This is a genomic window from Kitasatospora sp. NPDC096077 (assembly GCF_040303245.1).
Lineage (GTDB): Bacteria > Actinomycetota > Actinomycetes > Streptomycetales > Streptomycetaceae > Kitasatospora.
This window is the reverse complement of the sequence record NZ_JBEOSV010000032.1, coordinates 60,741-83,437: the sequence shown is the minus strand read 5'-3', so window position 1 is coordinate 83,437 and position 22,697 is coordinate 60,741. Positions and strand designations below refer to the sequence as shown.

The window sequence follows — 22,697 nt, the reverse complement described above, 5'->3', positions numbered from 1 at the left end:
CCTGGGCGGCTAGAACGGCGGTTCGGTGGAGTAGGCCGACTCGTCGGGCTGGTCGAGCCAGCGGTGAGCGATCCAGTGCGGTACGGGCAACAAGCGGCGGGTGCGGTCGGGGTTCCAGCAGCCGCAGGTGACGTACTCGGTGCCGGCGTACTCGCCGGTGTCGTAGTCGCCGTAGTCGTCGGCCCAACCGCCGGCACCCTGGCAGAGAGGGCACTTCGGGTTGGGGGTGTCGGCGAGGTGGAGTGCAGGGCGGGGCCAGGGGTTGTACTGCAGGCGCAGACGCATGGGGTTCCTCCGGGTCAGCGGTTGCGGTTGGTGACGTTGACGCTCACGTTCACGGCGCCCCCGCCGCCTCGGCCGCCCCCGCCGCTGTTCTTGAGCAGGTAGAGGACGCCGAGGGCGGCGAGGAGCAGGCCCAGGCCGGTGGTGGCGGCGGCGAGGGTCTGGAGCAGGAAGCCGAGTCCGAGTCCTCCGGCGCCGATGCCGATGCCGCCGGCGAGCAGGCGGGCGGGCCACGGGTCCCGGGCCGGAACGGCGACTGGTGCCGGGAGCGGGGCGGGGGCGATCGGGGCGGGCAGGTAGCCGACTGGGCCGGGGTAGTGGACGGGGGCCGGGAGTGGGGTCGGCGGCTGGTAGAGGGCGAGGGGTGCGGGGGGCGTGTGGTGGGTGTAGTAGGGGGTGCCGTCCGGGGTGTAGAGCACCGTGGGGACGGCGGGCTGGGGGGCGATGTGGTCCACGGTGCGTCTCCCGTCAGGAGGTGTCAGAGCGAGCGTCAGGGCGGGGTGTCAGGCGGTGTCAGGGGCCGTCTGACACCCCGTCTGCCTAGGGGAATGGGTGTCAGGGGCTGTCAGCTGTCAGGGGGTGTCAGACCAGCGCCGGGGCCGGGACGATCCGGTACCGGCCGCCCTTCGCGGTGGGCACCAGGCGGCCGTCCTCGATGAGGCGGCGGAACTCCCCGGAGACCCACTGGCGGGTGCGGCCGAACCGGGCGGCGTGCTCCATGACGTCCTTGGGACCGATGACCATCACCTTGTTGTGCTCGAACTCGGCGACGATGGCGTCCATGGCGGCCCGGGCTTCCTCGGGGGTGAACGCGGCCCCGGTCGTCTCGGGGCCGAAGGTGACGTCGGCGAGCGTGGGCGGGACCGGGGGGAGTTCGGCCTGCGGGTCGAGGTCGGCGTCCTCCGGGTCCACCCGTCGCTCGGCGCCGCCGTCCTGCTCGTCCGCAGTCGCGTACACGCTGTCGTCGTCTCCCTCGGTGGCGTCCTGGTCGTGGCGGCCGGTGTAGGCCTTGCCGGCGGTGGCGGCGGCGGCCTTCGCGGTGACGGGGTCGACCTTGGCGCCGTTGCGCACGGCCCAGGCGGCGAGCTGTTCCATGACGCGGGCGGCGCGCCCGGTGAAGCGCCACGTGCGGCCGGGGGAGCTGTAGCGCTGCTCTTCGACGCCGGGGGTGACCAGGTAGCAGTAGCCGGGGCGGCGGTTGCCCCAGGCTCCGGGACGGGCGCCGGCGTCCAGGACCGGGCCGGGCAGGGCCATGCCCTCGTCCCGGGCGTCCAGCCCGAACACCAGGGCCGACGGCAGGGACGCGCGGGTGCTGGTGCTGATCTGGTCGTGGCTGGGCCGCTGGAGGCTGATGACCAGGGCGATTCCGGCGGAGCGGGCTTCCTGGGCGGCGCCGGTGAACGCGTCCTCGCCCATGAACCGCAGGGTGTTCGCGGCCTCCTCGAACCAGGCGACCAGGAACGGCATGCCCTCGCAGCCGCAGGCACCACGCTTCTGGCACGAGTGCGCGGGGTCGGTCTGCTGCTCGGCGGCGGTGGGCACCCACTGGCGGTAGCCGTGGGCGCCGAGCCAGCGGGTGCGGGCGGGGATGACGGCCTGGAGGGCGGTGACCATGGTCTCGGTCTCGGCCCCGCCCTCCACGGCCCAGTCCAGGCCCGGCCGCAGCGGACCGAAGTCCTGGAACGCCTTCGGGTCTGACAGCCAGACGATGACGTCACGCCGCCCCATGATCTCGGTGAGGATGTCGAGCGCCCCGTCACCCTTGCCCGAGCCGGACATTCCGAAGATGCCCAGGTGGGTGCTGTTGCGGCTGACCTCCGGGTCGCCGGGCAGCCACAGCTGCAGCGGGGAGCCGTCGTCGTAGCGGCCGATGACCAGCGGCTCGGCGATCGAGCCGCCGACGCTGGTGGGCATCTCCCACTCGACCACGTCGGCGAGCATGTCCCGGGGTACCACGACCAGCTCACCGCGCCGGGCGGAGTCGGGGTCGGGCAGGTAGCGCACGGCGGTGGGCGCGACGTCCAGGCCCGAGGCGAGGTTCGGCAGCGCCCGGGTCACGTCGTCGTTGGTCATCTCCCCGGCGGGGAGGGTGAGTTCGGCGGTGACGCGGTTCGGCTCCACCTCGGCCCGGCGGATCTTCGCCCCAGCGAGCTTGACCTTCTCCAGCAGCGACCCGTCGGCGTTGTCGGCGGCCTGGACGGCGTCGGGGTTGCGGCGCATGACCTGGCGGATGTTCCAGGACAGGGCCACGACGGGGCCGCCCATGAGGAAGGCGTCCGGCAGCGGTCCGGCCGTCGGCCCGGCGAGGGCGGCGCCGGTGACCCACGCCGAAGCCGCGGCGACCGTGACGGCCGAGTGCAGGCGACGCTGCGGGCCGGTGCGCTTGCCCGCCCACCAGGTCATTCCGGTCAGGGCGACGGAGCCCAGGGTGAGGCCGACGCCGGCCGCCGCCGACCCCTGCCACTCCAGGGACCCGGCGGACCCGGCGATCCCGACGGCGCCGGTCAGGATCCACGGCGGGGTGTAGGGCTTGGCCCGGTGCGCCAGCCAGGCCAGGACCTGGCTGCCGGTGCTGGCGCCTTCCAGGTTCTCCCGGTGCTGCAGCTCAGGGTCGGTGTCGCGCTTCGACATGGCGGGGCTTCCTCTCAGAACTGGAACGGGCGCTGCTGGGGCTTGGGGCGGGGGGTCATGACGTCGGCGTACTCGCGCTGGAAGGCGGCCCACGCGCCGGCCGCGTCCTTGGCGGCGTCGGCGAGGGCGTCGGCGGCCTTGCCGAGCTTCTTGGCGACGGCGCGGGCGCGCATCTTCGCCTTGAAGGCGTGGTCGCCGGGGACGGGTGGGGCCTGCTCCAGCGCGGCCTTGAGGATCTCGGCCCCTACCTCGACCTCGATCGCGGAGTAGGCGGCGAACGCCCGCAGGGCCTCGCAGTAGGAGCGCACGTCGGCGGCCGAGTAGAACGCCGGCTCAGGCAGGGCCAGCGAGGAGGTGCGGTCGACACCGACCCCGGGGTTCGCGGCCGCGCCCGGCTTCGGGGCGCCGACACCGCCGCCGGCGGTGGTGGTCTTGTTCAGGTTGATGCTGATCCCGGGGGCGAACGTCGCCCCGGAGCCGAAGCCGTTGCGGGTGCTGTTGCTGCTGTTGCTGCTGTTCGCGCCGCTGTTCGGCGACGTCGAGTTCACACTCATCGCGGTGCCTCCCCTGCGGGCCGGGACTGTCCCGGCTCCCCGCCCCCGCCCGACCCACATGGGGGCCGGGCGGGGACAGGCAGCCGTCAGACCTCGGTGACGGCCTCGCCGGCGGCGGTGCGCTCGTACACGGGCTTGTCCAGGTCGCGGTGGGCCAGGACGACACGGGGACCGAGCAGGCCCAGGCGCTTGGCCAGCATGCTGGCGACGGTCGCGGCACGGTGGCGGCCGCCCGCGCAGCCGACCGCGATGGTCAGCGGCGCCTCGCCCGGGCCGGCGTGGAACGAGTCGACCAGCCGGGCAGTGGTGGCGATCAGCCCCGAGATGCCCGGGGTGCCGAGCACCGCCCAGCGAACCTGCGGGTCGTTGGCGGTCAGGTGGCGCAGGGCCGGGTCGACGTGCGGGTCCTTGAAGTGCAGCCGCAGGTCCAGGGTCAGGTGGGCGGGCGGCGGAGCGCCGTGCAGGTAGCCGAAGCTGATCACGCGGAGTTCGGTCACGGACATGACAGGGGTCTCCTTGCTCAGGTGGCGACGGAGCGGGTCAGGGGGTGGTTCAGGCCGCGAGGGCGGCGGGACCGGCGCAGGTCAGGCAGGTGCCCAGGTGCGCGGGGAGCACGTAGCCGGCGTCCTGCCCGCAGGCGGGGCAGGTGCGGCGCGCGCGGTTGGCCTTGTCGAGGGCGGCGGCCTTCGCGGGGGTCATCGGCCGCACCGGCCGGGCCAGGGCGAGGCGGTAGAGGTAGGCGGGGCGGGTGCCGCCGTACCGGGAGGGCCACATGATCTGGGCGGCGACGTCCTGTCCGCCGGGGCGCAGGCCCTTGGCGCGGAGCTGACGGCGGGTGAAGTACCCGGCCGGGGCCATGCGCCACGGGTAGGTGGGGGTGCCGCCGTGGCGGGTGCCCTCGGGGTCCCAGTGGCAGGGGCGGCTCACGCGGCCACCGCCTTATCGCCGTCGTCCTGCTCGCTGAGCCGCTTGTAGACGACGCTGACGTAGGCCGGAGAGCGGGTGGAGCGCCGGGCGGCCTCACGCTGGGAGACGCTGTCACGCCAGCACTGCTCGATCACGCGTGCCGCCTCGGCCCCGTCCAGCCGGGCGGGCTCCTGCGGGCCGGTGTTCACCTCGTCCTCGGTGGTGAACGTCTCGGGCTCCGGGGTGTTCACCGGGCCCGGTCCGTCCGGGTACACCGGGCCGTCGATCACATCGTCAGCGGCGTCCGGGGCCAGGCCGGTGAACCCCTCGGGGGTGCCGGCCGGGGAAGGGTGAACCGGTCCGGTGTTCACCTCCTCCGCCGGACCCGCCGCAAGCGCCTCCCGAGCCCCGATTCCGATGCCGGCCGACGGGATCGCGGCGGGCTGCGGGGCGGGGGTGAACGGGGCCTGCGGGAGGGTGAACAGCGGGGTGTTCACCACCTGCAGAGCGGCGGCCGGGAACGTGGCGGGGCGCTTGCGCAGCGGCCGTTCGGGGCGCTGCGCGAGGCGGGCCATGGCCCGGCGGTAGGCCGGTCCGGCTTCGGCGACGAGCAGCAGCAGAAGCGGCGGGATCAGGTGGATCACCACGCCGACCAGGTCTTTCGCCAGTGCGGCGGCGCCGATGTTGAGCCAGACCGTGGACAGCCCGGTGACCCACCGGAAGGCGGCCGGCCAGCGCCCGCCGCTCACGCCGAAGCGGGCCAGCGTGCTGTCCGACTGGAGACTCAGGATGAAGCACCCGTCGGTGGCGACCGCCATCACGGGGCCGGTGAAGTAGCCGGGTGAATGGGCGTCGATGAACGGCGCGGCCGTGCTCATGCTCACCGCGACCACCGCCCCCGTCAGCACCCACGTGCCGGTGCTGATCACGAGCGACGTACGGCGGATCTGGGCTTCGGTGGGCACCTCGGTGAGCACCGGGTGAACACCCCCGCCGGGGCGGTGAACGCTCACGCCGCACCGCCGGTGTTCACCCCGGGGCGGGACGCCTGCCGCAGCAGGCGGCGACGCTCGGCCGCGTTCAGCCCGCCGAAGATCCCGTACGGCTCCCGGCGCTCCAGCGCGCCGGCGAGGCACAGCGACTTCACCGGGCAGCCCGCGCAGATCATCTTGGCGCGGCGCTCGGCCCAGTCGGCGGTCTCGGCCCCCATCTCCTCCGGGTCCGGGAAGAACAGGTCGGTGCTGCTGTCGGCGCATGCGGCGCCGCGCAGGTCGCTGTCGGGGTTCGGCCGGTACTCGGCGAGCACGGTCGCCGCCGGGCGGGCGGCCCGGTGCGGGGTGCGGGTCGCCGCACCGTTCAGGAGGCTGTGAAGCTGCGTCATCACGCGGCCGCCTTCCAGGTCAGCACCCGGCGGCGCTCGGCGGTGTACATCAGGGCGCCGGCGAACCGGGCCGCCGGTCCGTCGAGGTCCCGCAGGACCGCCCGGGCGACGTCGAGCCGGACGATCCGGTCCTGGTCGGACCTGTCGGAGCTGCCGTCGAACAGCTCGGTGTCGACGCCGAAGCCGAAGTCGACACCGGTCCCGAAGGCCAGCTCCGCGAACTCCTCGGGGGTCGCGGCATCCTGGCCTGCCACAATCAGTTTCATGGGTTCACCTCGTCCAATCGGGGGGTGAGCCCGCAGGGCCGCCGCGCGTTTCCTTGGCCGGGAGCGCGGCGGCCCGACTCATGCGGGCACAGCTACTCGTCACATCACGAGCAGCCATGACCCCCGACCCACCCGGTGAATAGGCGGATCGGGGACCAAAGGCACTCGGAACATGCGGGGCTTCGCCGCGCTGCCGTTCCACGGACAGCCGGTCCCGAGCCCCGAAATCGGGCGCGCCATCCTCACTACCTGGCGCAAGCAGACGGACATCACCCGGTCCGCTCGGAGACGGGAAAGAGCCCGTCACGCACCCTGTTGAGTTCTCAAAGAACCGCGATCCGTGCAGCTCGCAGGGCGTGCGGCGAAGCCGCCTTCCCCCGTCAACTGCGGGTCGCATCTGTCCAGCTCCGGGCAGCCTCAAGAAGGCCCCACCAGGCATGCAATCTCACCTGGTCTTGTTGGATGACTTGTTCCAACAACCCGATGGCTAGAGCTTGGGGCATGGATGCTCGCGCCGTCAAGCACTTCGGGGTACCTTGTTGGAACAAGTCATCCAAGCCTGGGAGATCCGACATGGCCAAGCAGGTCCCGCGCTACCACGCCATTGCCGATGACCTGCGGGTTCAGATCGAGCAAGGGAAACTGGCGCCCGGTCGGAAGCTCCCGTCGGAGGAGGAACTGACCACGACCTACGACGTCAGCCGGAACACCGTGCGACTCGCGCTTGGCCGCCTGACTGAGGAGGGGCTGCTGGTGTCCGCCCAGGGGCGTGGCAGCTTCGTTCGGGAGCGATACGAGCCGGCCGTGTGGAACTGGACCACCATGGAGTCTCGGTCGGCCCACGAGGCGAACCACACTGCTGGCGACCAGTGGGCGAGCCAGATAGCCGCCAACGGTCAGGAGCCGCGTCAGGAGGTCCGGGTGTCGATCAGGCGGCCCCCGGAGGAGGTGGCACTACAGCTCCAGCTCGATCCGGCGACCGCGTTGACGGTCGTCCGCGAGCGAATCCGCTACGTGGATCACGAGCCGTATGCCCTCGCTGACTCGTACTTCCCGGAGGAGCTGGTCCGGAACACTCCGCTGATGCTCCCCGAGGACGTGTCTGCCCCGGGCGGCGTCCTCGCCAGCGCTGGCCTGATCCAGGTGCGGTTCAGCGATGAGATCACAGTGAGGATGCCCACCCGGGAGGAGAGCGAGCGGCTCGTTCTCCCCGCAGCCACCCCGGTCGCGGTCCACCGCCGAACCGGGTATGACAAGGATGGAAAGCCGCTCCGGGTCATGATCACGACGCTGCCGGGTGACCGGCACGTCATTCGCTACGACGTCTCAACGGACTGACATGACAGCTCTCAGCACTGCACGACGTCCAGAACCTCTGACCGACCGCGAGTCGACTCCAGAGCTCGTCTGGTACGCCGCTTACGGCTCGAATCTGCACCTCGATCGGCTCATGTACTACATCGCTGGCGGCCGCCCGCCGGGTGGTGCGCGGGTCTACCCCGGGTGCCGGGACCAGCATCCGCCTCGCGCCACGCTCCCCGTACTGCTGCCCGGGCAGCTCTACTTCGCCCTGGAGTCAGCAGTCTGGGGCGGCGGCATGGGGTTCTACGACCAGACGGACGGCGGCGAGATGCCGGCACGCGCCTACCTGATCACCCCCGACCAGTTCTCCGACATCGCAGCTCAGGAGATGCACGAGCTGCCGGGTCGGGACCTCGATCTCGCGCCGGCTCTGACACAGGGGAGTGCTCGTCTCGGCCCCGGCCGTTACGAGACGCTGGTGTGTGCCGGGCAGATCGATGGCTACCCCGTGCTGACGTTCACTGCCCCATGGCGGCGCATGGATGCCACGATGACCCGTCCGTCGGCGGCCTACCTCCGCAACTTCGCATCCGGGTTGCGTGAGGCGCATGGGTGGTCCACCGAGGAGGCGGCTGGCTATCTGAGTGCCCGGCCCGGTGCCGCCGGGTCCTGGACGGCGGAAGCGATCGTGGACGCGTTGGGTGCGGGGTAGCAGCACGTTGCGTCGACCTGATGCTGACATCACCTCACGACATCAACACGCCTGGACGTCGAAACACCCGCGCGTCTCCGTGAAGACTCCGCCTCGGTGAGGGAAGCGCGTTCGGGCCGATCCTCGAACGGAGCGTTCGATCTTGTAAAGCGGGGGGCGTCGCCCGTGCCACAGTCGTGCCAGGACGGGCGGGGAACTGCGGGGAATCGCGGGTCTTGGCGGTCAGAACTCAGGGTGGAGCCCTGGCGCCGCTTCGCCGCAGGCCAGGGCACCTAAGCGACACCTGGGCTCCTAAAGCCGGTGTCGCAGGTTCGAATCCTGCCTGGGGCACAACGGAATCGCAGTTCACAGGCCCTCCTCCCGCCCGGGACGGAGGGCCTGTGGCGTTCCCGCCGCCCTACGCGGTCGCGCCCGGCCTCCGGTCCGTCAACTGCGCCCGGGCCGTGGCCCGTCGGCCCCGGGGTCGTCCAACTCGGCGTCCTCCAGCGGCTCGTCGACCCGGGGTGGCCGGACCGACGGCACGATGACCCGCTGAACCCTGGGCCTGGTGCGCCAGTTGACCCGGCGTACGTCCCGGGCCAGGGCACCGGGCCGCCAGATCTCGATCACGGCCGTCACGACGCCCACGACGGCGCCGGCGGCCAGCCAGCCCGCCAGCACGTCGCTGGGCCAGTGCACCCCGAGGGCGATCCTGGTCCAGCCGATGGCCAGCATCGTCGCCGCGGCCACCGCGCAGGCGGCGATCCGGCCGCGCCGGTCGACCCGGTACCAGACCAGGCCGACCAGGACGGCGCAGGTGATCGCGGAGGCCATGGCGTGCCCGGAGGGGAAGGCCGGGCCGTCGGCGTGCGAGACCGGGTCGGAGAAGGCGGGCCGCTGCCGGTCGACGGCCAGCTTGAGCGCCCACTGGGCGCCCCAGCCGACCAGGGCCTGGGCGGCCACCCAGCCGGCCAGCACCCGGGCGCCGATCAGCAGGAGCCAGGCGGCCGCGAGGCCGAGGAGGACACGCATCGTGACGGGACCGCCGATGTCGGAGAGGGTCTGCACCGCGGCGGTCCAGGCCCGGTGGTCCCGTGCGTAGAGGTGGAACTCGCTGATCCAGTCCTGGTCGAGCTCGTGCAGGGGGTGCCAGTGGCCCGTCACCAGCAGCGCCAGGAGGCCGAACAGCGCGGCACAGCCCAGCGCGAGCGACGCGTCCCGGAGGAGACGGCGCTGACGCACGGTGACGGGGGTCGTGCTGTTGGTCAGGTGCATGCCTGACACCTTCCCAGCGGCCTGTGCCGATCCGGAGCTGGGGTGATAGCGATTCGGCATCTTTTGTGCGGAGGACCTGCGTGCGCCGGGGGGTGGGCGCGGGCGGAAAACGGGGGCGCGCGGGAACGTACGCGATCGTTCGCCTGTTCAACGAGTAGGCGGCGGCCGGGTGTGCGGCCGGTGAAGGAACGCCGAGGAAAGAGCCGCAGGGTCGGTCATGGAATCGGTCGTTCGCGGGCACCCGAGGTGCCCGAGCGGTCACCGAGCGTCCAGAACCCGGGTGAAAACCGGCAGGATACTGCATCGCGGGGAAGAATCTGAACGACTTGGGAATGTTGTCCGGAATCTGTTCGTTGGATCGTTACGTGTGAGCCCCTCGGGGCCCGCACTTCTTGCCCTCTCGGGCAGGCAGGCAGACCTCGGCAACACCAGCAAAGGGAGCAAGCATGGCCACCCGTGCCGTCGTTCGCGACAGGGCCGACCGGACTCGCGCGGCCCGCCCGACCAACCTTGAGGCCGACCGCGACCTGGTCGGTATGTACCTCGACGAGATCGCCAGGACGCCCCTGCTCGATGCCGCCGAGGAGGTCGAGCTCTCGCTGCGGATCGAGGCCGGTGTGTACGCCCAGCACCTGCTGGAGGAGAGTGAGCTCCCCGACGGCCAACTCCCCGACGGCGTCACGCGCGAGGAGCTGGAGGCGATAGCCGCCGACGCCGAGCGCGCCAAGGACGTCTTCATCCGCTCGAACCTCCGCCTGGTGGTGGCGGTCGCCCGCCGCTACCCGCGCAGCGGTCTGCCCCTGCTGGACCTCATCCAGGAGGGCAACGCGGGCCTGGTGCGCGCCGTCGAGAAGTTCGACTACGCCAAGGGTTTCAAGTTCTCCACCTACGCGACCTGGTGGATCCGGCAGGCGATCACCCGCTCGATCGCCGACCAGTCCCGCACCATCCGGCTGCCCGTGCACCTGGTCGAGGAGCTCGGCCGGATCCGGCGGGTGCAGCGGGAGAAGTCCAAGGAGCTTGGCCGCGAGGCCGAGCCCGCCGAGATCGCGGCCGAGTTGGACACCACCGAGGCCCGGATCAAGGACGTGCTGGACTGGGCCCGGGACCCGGTCAGCCTCAACATGTCGGTCGACGACGAGGGCGAGACCCAGTTCGGCGACCTGGTGGAGGACACCGGGGCGACGTCCCCCGAGGACGCCGTGATGGTCATGCTCCGGCGCGAGGAACTGGACGGCCTGATCGGCCGGCTGGACGACCGCACCGCCTCGATCATCCGCTCCCGCTACGGCATGGAGGACGGCCGCGAGCGCACCCTCACCGAGGTGGGCAAGCAGCACGGTCTCACCCGTGAGCGGATCCGGCAGATCGAGAAGCACGCACTCGCCGAGCTGAAGAAGATCGCCGACCACGCGGGCTTCGAAGCGGCCTGACGCCCGACGGCCGAAGGCTGAGGTCGGCTCCCCGGGCCCGGTTGCGGAGTGCTCCGCAACCGGGCCCGAAGCGCGTCACCAGGAGCCTCGCGAGGCTTCTAGGCTGGAAGGACAGGGCGGACCGTGAGCAGGGGAGTGGACAAGGTGAACGAGCAGGAACACGAGCAGGCGCACGAACCGGGGTGCGGCCAGGGGCAGGACCAGGGCCAGCACCAAGACCGGGTGCGGGGCGCGGGGGGGACCCCCGCCCCTCCCTCCCCCTCCTCCCTCCCTCCCTCCTCCTCCACCCCAACCCCGGCCTCCACCCCTTCCACCACCTCCACCTCCACCTCCACCGCGGCCAAGGCCCGGCTCCTCTTCCGCGACCCGCTGGACCAGCAGTCCCGGGACGACACCGACGCCGGCTGGGGCGACCGCCCCGGGACCGGGGAGAGCGGTGGGCGGGGGCTGGACTGGTACCTGAGTCAGCGCCCGCCGCACCACGGCGACTAGAAGGACCGGGAATCCCGCGCATCCCGGGGAACAACGGGCGCCGGTGGGCCCTGCCCGGCGCGTCGCGGTTCTCGGTCAGCAGGTGAACCTCCTCAGCCTCGGCTCACGGATGATCCTCCGGGGGACCGGACGGACAACCAGGGCGCCCCGCCGCGCCCCCCGAGGGTGGCGGCAGCCCGGCTCGCGCCGGCCCCGTGGCAAGCGCCGCGGCCACCGCGAGCAGCACCAGCGCGGGCACTCCCGCCCGTCGCCGGACGGCCCGGCGCCAGCGGTGCCACCCGCCGCAGCCGCGTCGGATCGGCGGGAAGCTCGGTACCTCCCGCCGTGGCGGCACGGTGGGCGCGGGCAGCGGAACGGACAGGCTCACGGTCGTCATCGGGATGCACCTCCGGACTCGGCCGGGTCGGCTGGATCCGGCCCGGTGATCCGTACGATGCGCCTTTCCGGCGCGGTCGGAAAGCGTGTTCCCACAGCCTGTGGAAAACCCCGCCCCTGTGGACAACTTCGTACACTCACACGAGTGAGGCCGACCATCGGAAGTTGACGGAAGCGCGCGAAAAGGCCCGCCGCCCCCGCACGAAGCGGGGCCGACGGGCCTTCCCGAAGTTTCGGCAACCCCCGGAGAGTCCGGGAGCCGAGATCAGCTGGCGGCCGGAGCCGGGCTGCTGGAGGAGCTCGACGAGCTCGACGAGCTCGACGAACCGGCAGAGCTCGAAGAACCGGACGAGCCCGAACCCGAACCCGAGGTCGAGGTCGACGACGTCGAGGAGCCGGCGGACGAACCCGCGCCCACCGAGCTGCTGGAGGACGAGCGGCTGTCGGTCCGGTAGAAGCCCGAGCCCTTGAACACGACGCCCACGGCCGAGAAGACCTTGCGGAGCCGTCCCTGGCAGTCGGGGCACGTGGTCAGCGCCTCGTCGGTGAACTTCTGCACCGCCTCCAGGCCGTTGCCGCACTCGGTGCACTGGTACTGGTACGTGGGCACTTGTCTTCCTCCTGGCACTCTCGCCTGATGAGTGCTAACGATGGTCAATGATGCGGTATTCCGTTGGATCAGTCCAGCGAATCCGGTGTGAGATGAGCCGGTACCGCGTCACCGCCCACCACCGGTTCAGCCCTTGGCCGCGCCGACGAGCTGCGCCGCGTTGCCGAGCTCGGCCGAGGAGGCCACCACGCGTCCCGGCCCGCCCGGGGCCGCCAGCAGGTGCCGCAGCGACACCAGGGCGATCAGCCCCAGCCCGGCGCCGACGGCCGGCACCAGGAACCCGACCGAGGGCCCGTGGCCGTCGAGCAGCTTGCCCGCCGCCATCGAGCCGAGCGCCAGTCCCAGTCCGATCGCGCCGGTCAGCCAGGTGAAGGCCTCCGTCTTGGCGCCGTCCGCGACCAGGGTCTCGACCAGGGTGTAGCCGCTGATCAGGGTGGGGGCGATGGCCAGGCCGCAGATCAGCCCGGCGACGGTCAGCGCGATCAGGTTGGGCATCGCCCACAGCATCGAGCAGCCGAGCACCAGCATCGTGTAGCTGATGACCATCCGCTGCTGGACCGGACGCCGCCAGGCGATCACGCCGTACAGCACGCCGGCCAGCATCGAGCCGCCCGCGAAGATCCCGTACACCGTGCCGCCGGAGTCGTGCTGCCCCACCGAGTCCGCGAAGGCGTTGACCGACACCTGCATGCCGCCGAACACCGCGCCGACCCCGAGGAAGGCCCCGACCAGCAGTCGGACGCCGGGCGAGGCCAGCGCCGAGACGCGCTTCACACCGGGCTCCGGGAGGATCCGGGCCGGGGCACTGCGCCGCTGGGCCGCGAAGGCCAGACCGCCGACCAGGGTCAGCGAGGCCTCGACGACCAGTGCGACCGCCGGGCTGGCGAGGGCGGCGATGTTGGCGGCCAGGATCGGGCCGACCACGAAGGTGAACTCGTCCGTCACGGACTCGAAGGCGAACGCGGTGCTCACCTTGGCCCCGGCGGCGGGCGAGGCGCCCTCGCCGGTGAAGGTGGAGACCCAGCGGGCCCGGACCATCGCGCCGACCTGCGGCACGCTCGCCCCGGCGGGGACGGCGGCCAGGTAGACGCTCCAGGCCGGTGCGTGGCCGAGCGCCAGCGTGATCAGCAGGGCGACCGAGGCGGCGTGCACCAGCACGGTCGGGACCAGCACCGAGGCCTGGCCGTACCGGTCGGCCAGCCGTCCGGTCTGCGGCCCGATCAGGGCCTGGGCGACGGCGGCGACGGCGACGGCCGTACCGGCGGTGCCGTACGAGCCGGTGGTCTGGGTGACGAGCAGCAGGATGCCCATGCTGAGCATCGCGTAGGGCAGTCGCGCGACCAGGGCGGGGGACAGGAACGTCCAGGCGCCGGGGGTGCGCAGCAGTTCGCCGTACCCGACCCTGGCGGGCGCCTCGGCGGCGGTGTCGACAGTGTCGGTCGCGGCGGACCGAAGAGTGCCCTGAGCGGTGTCCTGGGCGGTGGACTGCGCGGTGTCCGGGGCGGATTCCGCGGCGATCTCGACCGTTCGGCGGGCCGTCACGGTCGGTCCTTCCTGCTGCCTGGTAGCGCGGCAGGGCATGGTGTGGCCCCGACGGCGCCGAGAGTCGTCCTCTCGCGCGTCGACCGGGGTAGATACCGGGTCGGCCGGGCCTGGTGGGCCGGGGCCGGACCGCGGCCGCCGAGCGGTCGCGCCAACTCTGCGTCAGGCAGATGCTGGGGGTGGTCTAGCGGTGGTTATACGACGTAGTCGCACCAGCATACAGTTACGCGCGTAGATCCCGCCAGGCCACCCGGACCGCCCAGGCCTCCCACGTCACACCGGCCCGGGCCGGGCCGGGGCGGCTGCCCCGGCCCCCGGCCCGCCCCGGGCGCTCACCGCCCGTTCAGCCACCCCGCCAGCTTGCCGCCCTTGTCCACGGCCCGCAGTCGCCGCTCCGTCGCCTCGCCGACCTCGTCCGTGGTGACCACCAGCAGCTCGTCCCCGCCGCGCAGCATGGTCGCCTTGTCGGGCACGAAGGAGTTGCCCTCCCGGACGACCAGGGTGACGGCGGCCCCCTTGGGCAGCCGCAGTTCGCTGATCTCCACGCCCGACATCCGCGAGGTCGGCGAGAGCGCGACCGACAGCAGGTGCCCGTGCAGCTTCTCCAGCGGCGCGGACTCGATGTCGAGGTCCTGGCCCATCGCGCCCTCGCCGATCCGCAGCCGCTTGGCCATCCACGGCAGGGTCGGGCCCTGGAGCAGGGTGAAGACGACGACCAGGATGAAGACGATGTTGAACACGTCCTCGGCCTTGTGGGCGCCGGAGACCACCGGGATGGTGGCCAGCACGATGGGCACCGCTCCGCGCAGCCCGGCCCAGCTCAGCAGTGCCTGTTCGCGGCCGGGCACCTTGAACGGGGTCAGGGTGAGGATCACCGACAGCGGTCGGGCGACGAAGACCAGCACCGCGCCGACCACCAGCGCGGGGACGACCGCGTCGCCCATGCTCTCCGGCGCGGCCAGCAGTCCGAGCAGCACGAACATGCCGATCTGCCCTATCCAGGCCAGTCCGTCGGCGAAGCCGCGCACGGCGGGTCCGTGCGGCAGCTTGGAGTTCCCGAGGATCACCGCGCTGATGTAGACGGCGAGGAAGCCGGAGCCGTGCAGCAGCGCGCCGCCGGCGTAGGCGAGCACGGTGAGCGCCACCACGGCGATCGGGTAGAGGCCGGAGGAGGGCAGTGCGACGTGCTTGACCGCGTAGGCGCCGAGCTTGCCGACGGCGAGGCCGACCGCCGCGCCGATCGCCAGTTCGGCGGCGATCGTGCCGAGCAGCACGTACCAGGAGTCCAGTTCGCCGGTGGAGGCGAAGGCGACGACCAGGATGACCACGGGCGCGTCGTTGAAGCCGGATTCGGCCTCCAGCAGGCCGGTCAGCCGGTGCGGCAGGGGGACCATCCGCAGGACCGAGAAGACGGCCGCGGCGTCGGTGGAGGAGACGATCGCGCCGAGCAGCAGCGAGGTCCGCCAGTCGAGGTCGACCAGCCAGTGGGCGCCGGCCGCGGTGACGAAGACGCTTATCCCGACGCCGACGGTGGCCAGCACGGTGGCCGCCGGCATGGCCGGTTTGACCTCGCGCCAACTGGTCTTGAGGCCGCCCTCGGCCAGGATCACCACGAGTGCCGCGTAGCCCAGCACCTGGGTCAGCTCGGCGTTGTTGAAGGTGACGCCGATCCCGTTCTGGCCCAGCGCCACGCCGATCCCGAGGTAGATCAGCAGACTGGGCAGTCCTGATCGGGTCGAGAACCGGACGGCGACCACCGCGAAGAGCAGGATCACGGAGGCTTCGAGCAGGAGCTGGTTCAGGTGGTCGACGTTCACGCAGTGGCACCTCGGGCAGGCATGGGCGGGCGGGGTGTCAGGTGGTGCTGGGGGCGTTCCGTTGGTACAGGGAGGACTCCGTCGGGCGTCGGCCCGCTAAGAAGTCGTCAATGCTCCTGTTGCGGATCGTTACTCAGTCTAACATTTTGCCATACCTTTAGCTTCGCCCCAGCTCGGTCCCCCGTTCACGGCGGTGCGCCGACTCGGCCTAATGTGGTGCCCTGTCCCGGTCCCAGGCCCCGGACACGCCCGCCCGCCCCGAAGTCAGGACCGCAAGGACCCAGATGCCCCGCTCGAAGAAGTTCCGGCGCGCCCGTCTGATCGTGATCGTGCTGGTCGTGCTGCTGGTGGCCGGCGTCGGCTACGGCGGCTACCGCGGGGTCACCGCGGTCCGCGCGTCCTTCCCGGAGGTCGACGGCACGGTCAAGGTGGCGGGCATGAGCGCGCCGGTCGACGTCAAGCGCGACGCCAACGGCATTCCGCAGCTGTACGCGGACACCAACGAGGACCTGTTCCGCGCCCAGGGCTACGTCCAGGCCCAGGACCGGTTCTGGGAGATGGACGTCCGCCGGCACATCACGGCCGGCCGGCTGTCCGAGATGTTCGGCGACAGCCAGGTCGACACCGACTCCTTCATCCGCACCATGGGCTGGCGCCAGGTGGCGCAGAAGGAGTACGACACCAAGCTCTCGCCGGACACCAAGAAGAACCTCCAGGCCTACGCGGACGGCGTGAACGCCTGGCTGTCCGAGCACCCCGGCGGTGAGAAGGCCTCGCTGGAGTACGCCCTGCTGGGCGCCGTCAACAGCGGCTACCAGCCCGAGCAGTGGACCCCGGTCGACTCGGTGGCCTGGCTCAAGGCGATGGCCTGGAACCTCTCCGGGAACCTCCAGGAGGAGATCGACCGCTCGCTGCTCGCCCAGGACTTCGGCCCGGACAAGATCGCCGAGCTCTACCCGGACTACCCGTACGCCCGCAACGGCACGATCGTGAAGACCGGCACCGTCGGCGGCGACACCTACCGCCCGGCCGACGGCTCGCCGCAGCCCGGCGCCGCGCCCGGCACCGGCGGCACCGCCCAGGGCGCGGCCACCACCAAGGCGCTGCTGCAGGGCCTCACCGACCGGATCGACGCGATGCCGCAGCTGCTCGGCCGCCCCGGTCAGGGCATCGGTTCCAACTCCTGGGTGGTCGCGGGCTCGCACACCACCACCGGCAAGCCGCTGCTGGCCAACGACCCGCACCTCGGCCCCGGCCTGCCCTCGGTCTGGTACCAGATGGGCCTGCACTGCCGGACCACCTCGCCGGCCTGCCAGTACGACGTCTCCGGCTTCACCTTCGCCGGGATGCCCGGCGTGATAATCGGCCACAACAAGGACATCGCCTGGGGCTTCACCAACCTGGGCGCCGACGTCACCGACCTCTACCTGGAGAAGGTCACCGGCCCGGACACGTACCAGGTGGACGGCAAGGACGTGAAGTTCGACCTCCGCAAGGAGACCGTCAAGGTCGCCGGCGGCGAGGACCGCACCATCACCGTCCGCACCACCCAGACCGGCGCCCCGCTGATCTCCGACGTGAGCACCGAGCAGCAGAACGTCGGCAAGTACGCCCCCAACGGCACCTCCGCCCCCGACCGCGGCACCGGCGGCTACGGCGTCGCCCTGCAGTGGACGGCGCTCAGCCCGGGCCGGACCATGGACGCCGTCTTCGAACTGGACCGGGCCCGCAACTGGGACGACTTCCGGGGCGCCGCCAAGGACTTCGCCGTCCCCGCGCAGAACCTGATCTACGCCGACGCCAAGAACATCGGCTACCAGGCCCCCGGCGTCATCCCGGTGCGCGGCAAGGGCGACGGCTCCATGCCCGCCCCGGGCTGGGACTCCTCGTACCAGTGGAAGCCGGACCCGGTCCCGTTCACCGCGCTGCCGTACAGCTTCAACCCGACGGTCGGCTACATCGTCACCGCCAACCAGGCCGTGGTGGACCCGAGCTACAAGTACACCCTCACCAAGGACTGGGAGTACGGCACCCGGGCCAAGGAGATCACCGACCAGATCGACGGCCTGCTCAAGAACAACGGCAAGATCTCGCCGGACGACATGCAGACCCTGCAGCTGGACAACACCAGCATCATGGCCAAGACGCTGGTCCCGCTGCTGCTCAAGCAGCAGATCGACGACCCGTACGTGCGCCAGGCGCAGGACCTGCTGAAGGACTGGAACTTCCACCAGGACGCCGACTCGGCGGCCGCCGCCTACTACAACGGCGTCTGGCGCAACCTGCTCAGCCTCGCCTTCGGGCAGAAGTTCCCGGCCGACATCCGGGCCAAGGACAACTGCCTGCTGGTGCGCCAGCAGGACGACCCGACCAAGCCGGACAGCTCCAGCCGGATCGTCAACCAGTGCGGCACCCGTGACCCGTCCAAGGCCCAGCCGGACGGCGGCGACCGCTGGACCGAGGTGGTGCGCCAGCAGCTGGACAAGCCCGACAGCTCGTGGTGGACGTACATCGACTCCCAGCACAAGGAGCAGAAGGGCCTGGACAACCTGCTCAAGGAGGCGATGAAGAACGCCCGGCAGGACCTGACCTCGCTGCTCGGCAAGGACATCTCCACCTGGAGCTGGGGCCGCCTGCACAAGCTGGAGCTGCGCGAGCAGACCATGGGCACCGACAACTCCTCGATCGCCTCCGGCGTCGTCCACAAGCTGCTCAACCGCGGCCCGTACCGCCTCTCCGGCGGTTCGGCGGCGGTCGACGCGGCGGGCTGGAACGCGGCGGCCGGCTACCAGGTGGACTGGATCCCGTCGATGCGGATGGTGGTCGACCTGAACGACCTGGACTCCTCGCGCTGGATCAACGTCGGCGGCGCCTCCGGCCACGCCTTCCACGCCAACTACAACGACCAGACCGACCTCTGGCTCAAGGGCAAGCTGCTGACCTGGGCCTTCACCCCGGACGCGGTGGAGAAGGCGACCAAGCACAAGCTGGTGCTCACCGGGAGCTGACACCCGTACGACACCCCGAGCGGCCCCGCCGTCCCCCGAGGACGGCGGGGCCGTCCGGCTATCCGAGGGCCCGCACCCCCGAGGGCGTCACCACCAGGTCCACCGGCCGGTCGTGCGACTCGGCCGGCACCCGCTCCAGCAGCTCGTGCCCGTACAGCAGCACGGCCAGCACCGGCCGCACCCCGGCCCGCGCCAGCCGGGCCAGCACCCGGTCGTAGCTGCCGCCGCCGCGGCCCAGCCGGAGCCCGGCCCGGTCCACCGCCAGGCCCGGCAGCAGCACCACCGAGGCCCCCGTGACGGCCTCCGGCCCGAGCCGGGGCCCGACCGGCTCCAGCAGCCCGCGCCCGGCCGGGGCCAGCGTCGCGGGGCCCGCGTACTCGGCCCAGTCCAGGTCGTTGTCGGGCAGCAGCACCGGCAGCAGCACCCGCACGCCGCTCTCCAGCAGCGCGTCCAGCAGCGGCCGGGTGCCCGGCTCCGCGCCCACCGAGACGTACGCGGCCACCGTGCTGCCGGGCGGCGCCAGCTCCCAGGCGTGCCCGGCCAGCGCGTCCGCGGCGGCCGCGCGCCCCTCGGCGGTGAGCGCGCGGCGCTCCGTCAACAGCCGTGTCCTCAGCTCGCTCTTCTCGTTGTGCACCGGATCCTCCGCGTCCGAAAGCCGTTCGGAAAGCCGTTCCGAACACCTGCCAACCGTGACGCGCAGAGCCTGACACGCGAAAGGGCGCCCCGATTGTCCACCCCGTTGCTGGTCCAGGCCCTGGCCGCGCTGAGCGCCCCCGCGCTGGCCGGCGCCACCGTGCTCGGACTGCGGCTGCGCCGGGAGCGGGCCGGGGCCGCCGCCGACCGGGACCGGCTGACCGGGCGGGTCGCCGAGCTGGAGGAGCGCTGCGCCGAGCTGGAGCGGACCGCCTCCTGCGACCCGCTCACCGGGGTCTGGAACTACCGCCACCTGCAGCTCACCCTGGACCGGGAGATCGAGCGGGCCCGTCGCGCCGAGCACACCGACCACGCCGACGGCCCCCGCCCGCTGGCCGTGCTGCTGCTGGCGATCGCCGGCTTCGAGGCGGTCACCGCCGAGCACGGCCGCGCCCGCGGCAACGCGATACTGCGCGACCTCGCCCAGCGGCTGGCGATGGAGATCCGCCGGGCCGACACCCTGGGCCGATACGGCGGCGAGGAGTTCCTGGTGGTGCTGCCGGACACCGGCGCCGAGGGGGCCGCGCAGGTCGCCGAGCGGCTGGTCTGGTCGGTCCGCCGGCACCTGCTGCTGGACTGGTCCTCCGGCCCCCGGGCCCCCCGCCCGCCCTCGGGCAACGGCCTGACCGCCGCGGTCGGCGTCGCCGTGCTGCCCGAGGACGGCACCCACGCGGCCGTCCTGCTGCGCTCCGCCGACGCCGCGCTGGCCGCCGCACGCGCGGCCGGCGGCGACTGCTGGCGGATCGCGCCGCGCCCGGGACCGCCCGCGGCCGGGCCCCGCGAGCAGCCCGGTTCCGCTCCGGAGCGGGCGACGACTGCTGAAGGTGACCGTTCGGAAAAGCCGGGTAGTCTGTCGGCCTGTACCGGAGGGGATTCCCTGGCCCAGCCGGTCGCTTCCCATACGCCCGCCATCGTGGCCGTGCCGCGCGACGTGCTGTCCTAGCCGTCCGACCGTGCGCGGCCGGGCGAAAACGTGCCTGAGTAAGGTAAACGCATGACGACGACCCCCTCCCGTATTCCGGTGACCAAGGCCGTGGTGCCCGCGGCCGGACTGGGCACCCGCTTCCTCCCGGCGACCAAGGCAACCCCGAAGGAGATGCTGCCCGTCGTCGACAAGCCGGCCATCCAGTACGTCGTCGAGGAGGCCTCCGCCGCGGGCCTGTCCGACATACTGATGGTCACCGGCCGCAACAAGCGCGCGCTGGAGGACCACTTCGACCGCGCCTACGAGCTGGAGGAGCTGCTCGTCCGCAAGGGCGACGAGGACCGCCTGCGCCGGGTCCGCGAGTCCGTCGAGCTGGCCAACATGCACTACGTCCGCCAGGGCGACCCGAAGGGCCTCGGCCACGCCGTCTCCGTCGCGGAGCAGCACGTCGCCGGCCAGCCGTTCGCCGTCCTGCTCGGCGACGACCTGATCGACCCGCGCGACCCGCTGCTCGCCCGCATGATCGAGGTGCAGCAGGAGCTCGGCGGCTCGGTCGTCGCCCTGATGGAGGTCGACCCCTCCCAGATCCACCTCTACGGCTGCGCCGCCGTCAAGGCGAACGGCTTCGGCGACGACGTCTTCCAGGTGACCGACCTGGTCGAGAAGCCCGAGCCGGGCGAGGCCCCGTCCAACTACGCGGTCATCGGCCGCTACGTCCTCGACCCGCTGGTCTTCGACGTGCTGCGGGAGACCCCGCCCGGCCGCGGCGGCGAGATCCAGCTCACCGACGCCCTGCGCGAGCTGACCACCCGCGAGGCCGAGACCGGCGGCCAGGTGCACGGCGTGCTCTTCAAGGGCCGCCGCTACGACACCGGCGACCGCGCCGACTACCTGCGCGCTATCGTCCGACTGGCCGCCGAGCGCGAGGACCTGGGCCCGGAGTTCCGCTCCTGGCTGCGGGAGTTCGTCGGCTCCGAGCTGCAGGACTGATCCCAGACACAGAGAGCGAGCCGCCGATGACCGGGTCCACGGAGCACAGCACCACCCCCGCAGCCTGCTGCGACGGGTCCGCGGACCGGGCACCGGCGGCTCCTCGTTTCTGGACGGTGGACGAGCACCGCGCCGACGTGCTGGCCGCGGTCGGCCCGCTGCCCGCGATCGAGCTCCAGCTGCTCGACGCCCAGGGCTGCCGGCTGGAGGAGGACGTGGTCGCCGACGGCGACCTGCCGCCCTTCGACAACAGCTCGATGGACGGCTACGCGGTCCGCACGGCCGACACCGAGGGCGCCACCGACACCTACCCGTCGGTGCTCGGCGTGGTCGGCGACATCGCCGCCGGCGCCGACGAACTGCCGAAGGTCGGCCCCGGCCAGGCCGCCCGGATCATGACCGGCGCCCCGCTGCCGCCCGGGGCCCAGGCCGTCGCCCCGGTCGAGTGGACCGACGGCGGGACCGGCACCGGGACGGCCGCGGCCGCGATGGGCGCGCCGGTGGCCGACGAGGAGGTCCGGGTGCTGCGCCCGGTCGCCGAGGGCGCGCACATCCGCCGCCGCGGCAGCGACGTCGCGGCCGGCACCCGGGTGCTGGAGGCCGGCACCCGGCTCGGCCCCACCCAGCTCGGCCTGCTCGCGGCGATCGGCCGGGCCACCGTGAAGGTCCGCCCGCGCCCCCGGGTGGTGGTGCTCTCCACCGGCAGCGAGCTGGTCCAGCCCGGCGAGCCGGTCGGGCCGGGGCAGATCGCCGACTCCAACAGCTTCACCCTCACCGCGGCCGCCCAGGAGGCCGGCGCCATCGCCTACCGGGTCGGCGCCGTCCCCGACGACGCCGACCGGCTGCGCGCCGTTCTGGAGGACCAGCTCGGCCGGGCCGACCTGATCGTCACCAGCGGCGGGGTCAGCGTCGGGGCGTACGACGTGGTCAAGGAGGTCTTCGAGTCCTACGGGGGAGTGGACTTCCGCCGGCTGCGGATGCAGCCCGGCAAGCCGCAGGGCTTCGGCCGGATCGGCGGCCCGGCCGGGGTGCCGCTGCTCGCCCTGCCGGGCAACCCGGTGAGCGCGTACATCTCCTTCGAGCTCTTCGTCCGTCCGGTGATCCGCACCATGCTGGGCGCGGCCGAGGTGCACCGCCCGGTGGTGCGCGCGCTCTGCCCGGCCGAGCTGCGCTCCCCGGCCGGCCGCCGGCAGTTCCTGCGCGGCCGCTACTCGGCGGCGGACGGCACCGTCGAGCCGGTCGGCGGCGCCGACTCCCACCTGGTCGGGGCGCTGGCCCGGGCGAACTGCCTGATCACCGTCCCCGAGGAGGTCACCGGTCTGCCGGCCGGCAGCGAGGTCGACGTCGTCCTGCTGGACGCCTGAGCGCCGGCCGTCGGCGGCGGGTCAGGAGCGCCCGGAGGCGAGCGGGTGCGTGCCGAGCGGTACGGTAGCGCGGTATTCGACCTGCGCGCCCCTGGAGTTACCCGTGACGACACCGAACCCCGGCGACCGCCTCACCCACGTCGACGAGCAGGGCGCGGCC

22 protein-coding genes are annotated in these 22,697 nt (G+C 72.4%); 8 read left to right on the top strand and 14 right to left on the bottom strand.

Annotated elements, in window-relative coordinates; all coding sequences use genetic code 11:
- Positions 1–9: 9 nt before the first annotated feature.
- The 9 genes from ABTZ03_RS25585 to ABTZ03_RS25545 form a co-directional block, all read right to left on the bottom strand.
- Positions 10–285: a hypothetical protein gene (locus ABTZ03_RS25585; protein ID WP_350515403.1), complete on the bottom strand. Its 276-nt coding sequence runs from the start codon at positions 283–285 to the stop codon at positions 10–12.
- 14 nt (positions 286–299) lie between these two features.
- Entirely contained in the window at positions 300–737 is a 438-nt protein-coding gene (locus tag ABTZ03_RS25580; RefSeq protein WP_350515402.1) for a hypothetical protein, read from the bottom strand.
- Positions 738–864: 127 nt separating this feature from the next.
- Complete coding sequence (gene traB / locus ABTZ03_RS25575; RefSeq protein ID WP_350515401.1) at positions 865–2,913, bottom strand: plasmid transfer protein TraB; 2,049 nt, start codon at positions 2,911–2,913, stop codon at positions 865–867.
- Between the two features lie 14 nt (positions 2,914–2,927).
- Positions 2,928–3,467, bottom strand: a complete 540-nt coding sequence (gene traA / locus ABTZ03_RS25570; protein ID WP_350515400.1) for a plasmid transfer protein TraA — start codon at positions 3,465–3,467, stop codon at positions 2,928–2,930.
- Between the two features lie 86 nt (positions 3,468–3,553).
- The gene (locus ABTZ03_RS25565) at positions 3,554–3,970 is read right to left on the bottom strand and encodes a RapZ C-terminal domain-containing protein (RefSeq protein ID WP_350515399.1); all 417 of its coding nucleotides are present in this window, start codon (positions 3,968–3,970) and stop codon (positions 3,554–3,556) included.
- Positions 3,971–4,019: 49 nt separating this feature from the next.
- On the bottom strand, positions 4,020–4,394 hold the full coding sequence (locus ABTZ03_RS25560; protein WP_350515398.1) for an RRQRL motif-containing zinc-binding protein: 375 nt from the start codon (positions 4,392–4,394) through the stop codon (positions 4,020–4,022).
- The gene (locus tag ABTZ03_RS25555; RefSeq protein ID WP_350515397.1) at positions 4,391–5,386 is read right to left on the bottom strand and encodes a hypothetical protein; all 996 of its coding nucleotides are present in this window, start codon (positions 5,384–5,386) and stop codon (positions 4,391–4,393) included. Before ABTZ03_RS25555 ends, ABTZ03_RS25560 begins: the two co-directional genes overlap by 4 nt.
- A complete protein-coding gene (locus tag ABTZ03_RS25550) occupies positions 5,383–5,754 on the bottom strand; it encodes a WhiB family transcriptional regulator (RefSeq protein WP_350515396.1) in 372 nt (123 codons plus the stop codon). Before ABTZ03_RS25550 ends, ABTZ03_RS25555 begins: the two co-directional genes overlap by 4 nt.
- A complete protein-coding gene (locus ABTZ03_RS25545) occupies positions 5,754–6,020 on the bottom strand; it encodes a hypothetical protein (RefSeq protein ID WP_350515395.1) in 267 nt (88 codons plus the stop codon). The genes ABTZ03_RS25550 and ABTZ03_RS25545 overlap by 1 nt, the downstream gene beginning before the upstream one ends.
- A gap of 573 nt (positions 6,021–6,593) precedes the next feature.
- Between ABTZ03_RS25545 and ABTZ03_RS25540 the strand changes: the two genes are divergently transcribed.
- Both ABTZ03_RS25540 and ABTZ03_RS25535 read left to right on the top strand, forming a co-directional pair.
- Positions 6,594–7,358, top strand: a complete 765-nt coding sequence (locus ABTZ03_RS25540) for a GntR family transcriptional regulator (RefSeq protein ID WP_350515394.1) — start codon at positions 6,594–6,596, stop codon at positions 7,356–7,358.
- A 112-nt stretch (positions 7,359–7,470) separates the two neighbouring features.
- Complete coding sequence (locus ABTZ03_RS25535) at positions 7,471–8,034, top strand: histone deacetylase (RefSeq protein WP_350515393.1); 564 nt, start codon at positions 7,471–7,473, stop codon at positions 8,032–8,034.
- Between the two features lie 426 nt (positions 8,035–8,460).
- On the opposite strand, the gene ABTZ03_RS25530 is transcribed toward ABTZ03_RS25535, so the two are convergent.
- Complete coding sequence (locus tag ABTZ03_RS25530; RefSeq protein WP_350515392.1) at positions 8,461–9,288, bottom strand: phosphatase PAP2 family protein; 828 nt, start codon at positions 9,286–9,288, stop codon at positions 8,461–8,463.
- Between the two features lie 446 nt (positions 9,289–9,734).
- Between ABTZ03_RS25530 and ABTZ03_RS25525 the strand changes: the two genes are divergently transcribed.
- Positions 9,735–10,721 carry a sigma-70 family RNA polymerase sigma factor gene (locus tag ABTZ03_RS25525; RefSeq protein WP_350515391.1) on the top strand — a complete coding sequence of 329 codons (987 nt, stop codon included), beginning with the start codon at positions 9,735–9,737 and terminating at the stop codon, positions 10,719–10,721.
- Between the two features lie 123 nt (positions 10,722–10,844).
- The gene (locus ABTZ03_RS25520; protein ID WP_350515390.1) at positions 10,845–11,213 is read left to right on the top strand and encodes a hypothetical protein; all 369 of its coding nucleotides are present in this window, start codon (positions 10,845–10,847) and stop codon (positions 11,211–11,213) included.
- A gap of 640 nt (positions 11,214–11,853) precedes the next feature.
- On the opposite strand, the gene ABTZ03_RS25515 is transcribed toward ABTZ03_RS25520, so the two are convergent.
- The 3 genes from ABTZ03_RS25515 to ABTZ03_RS25505 form a co-directional block, all read right to left on the bottom strand.
- Complete coding sequence (locus ABTZ03_RS25515; RefSeq protein ID WP_350515389.1) at positions 11,854–12,198, bottom strand: FmdB family zinc ribbon protein; 345 nt, start codon at positions 12,196–12,198, stop codon at positions 11,854–11,856.
- A gap of 126 nt (positions 12,199–12,324) precedes the next feature.
- Entirely contained in the window at positions 12,325–13,584 is a 1,260-nt protein-coding gene (locus ABTZ03_RS25510; protein WP_502894579.1) for an MFS transporter, read from the bottom strand.
- A 488-nt stretch (positions 13,585–14,072) separates the two neighbouring features.
- Positions 14,073–15,557, bottom strand: a complete 1,485-nt coding sequence (locus tag ABTZ03_RS25505) for a potassium/proton antiporter (RefSeq protein ID WP_350515387.1) — start codon at positions 15,555–15,557, stop codon at positions 14,073–14,075.
- Between the two features lie 284 nt (positions 15,558–15,841).
- Here ABTZ03_RS25505 and ABTZ03_RS25500 point away from each other — a divergent pair, with 284 nt between their 5' ends.
- The gene (locus ABTZ03_RS25500) at positions 15,842–18,565 is read left to right on the top strand and encodes a penicillin acylase family protein (RefSeq protein ID WP_350515386.1); all 2,724 of its coding nucleotides are present in this window, start codon (positions 15,842–15,844) and stop codon (positions 18,563–18,565) included.
- A gap of 58 nt (positions 18,566–18,623) precedes the next feature.
- On the opposite strand, the gene ABTZ03_RS25495 is transcribed toward ABTZ03_RS25500, so the two are convergent.
- A complete protein-coding gene (locus ABTZ03_RS25495; protein WP_350515385.1) occupies positions 18,624–19,199 on the bottom strand; it encodes a 5-formyltetrahydrofolate cyclo-ligase in 576 nt (191 codons plus the stop codon).
- Positions 19,200–19,292: 93 nt separating this feature from the next.
- Here ABTZ03_RS25495 and ABTZ03_RS25490 point away from each other — a divergent pair, with 93 nt between their 5' ends.
- Genes ABTZ03_RS25490 through glp form a run of 3 tightly spaced genes read left to right on the top strand, consistent with a single transcriptional unit; the run spans position 19,293 to position 22,537 of the window.
- Positions 19,293–20,201 (top strand): diguanylate cyclase domain-containing protein, encoded by a 909-nt coding sequence (locus tag ABTZ03_RS25490; protein WP_350515384.1) that lies wholly within the window; start codon positions 19,293–19,295, stop codon positions 20,199–20,201.
- Between the two features lie 51 nt (positions 20,202–20,252).
- A complete protein-coding gene (gene galU / locus ABTZ03_RS25485) occupies positions 20,253–21,173 on the top strand; it encodes a UTP--glucose-1-phosphate uridylyltransferase GalU (protein WP_350515383.1) in 921 nt (306 codons plus the stop codon).
- 26 nt (positions 21,174–21,199) lie between these two features.
- Positions 21,200–22,537 (top strand): molybdotransferase-like divisome protein Glp, encoded by a 1,338-nt coding sequence (gene glp, locus ABTZ03_RS25480; protein WP_350515382.1) that lies wholly within the window; start codon positions 21,200–21,202, stop codon positions 22,535–22,537.
- The last annotated feature ends 160 nt before the right edge of the window (positions 22,538–22,697 follow it).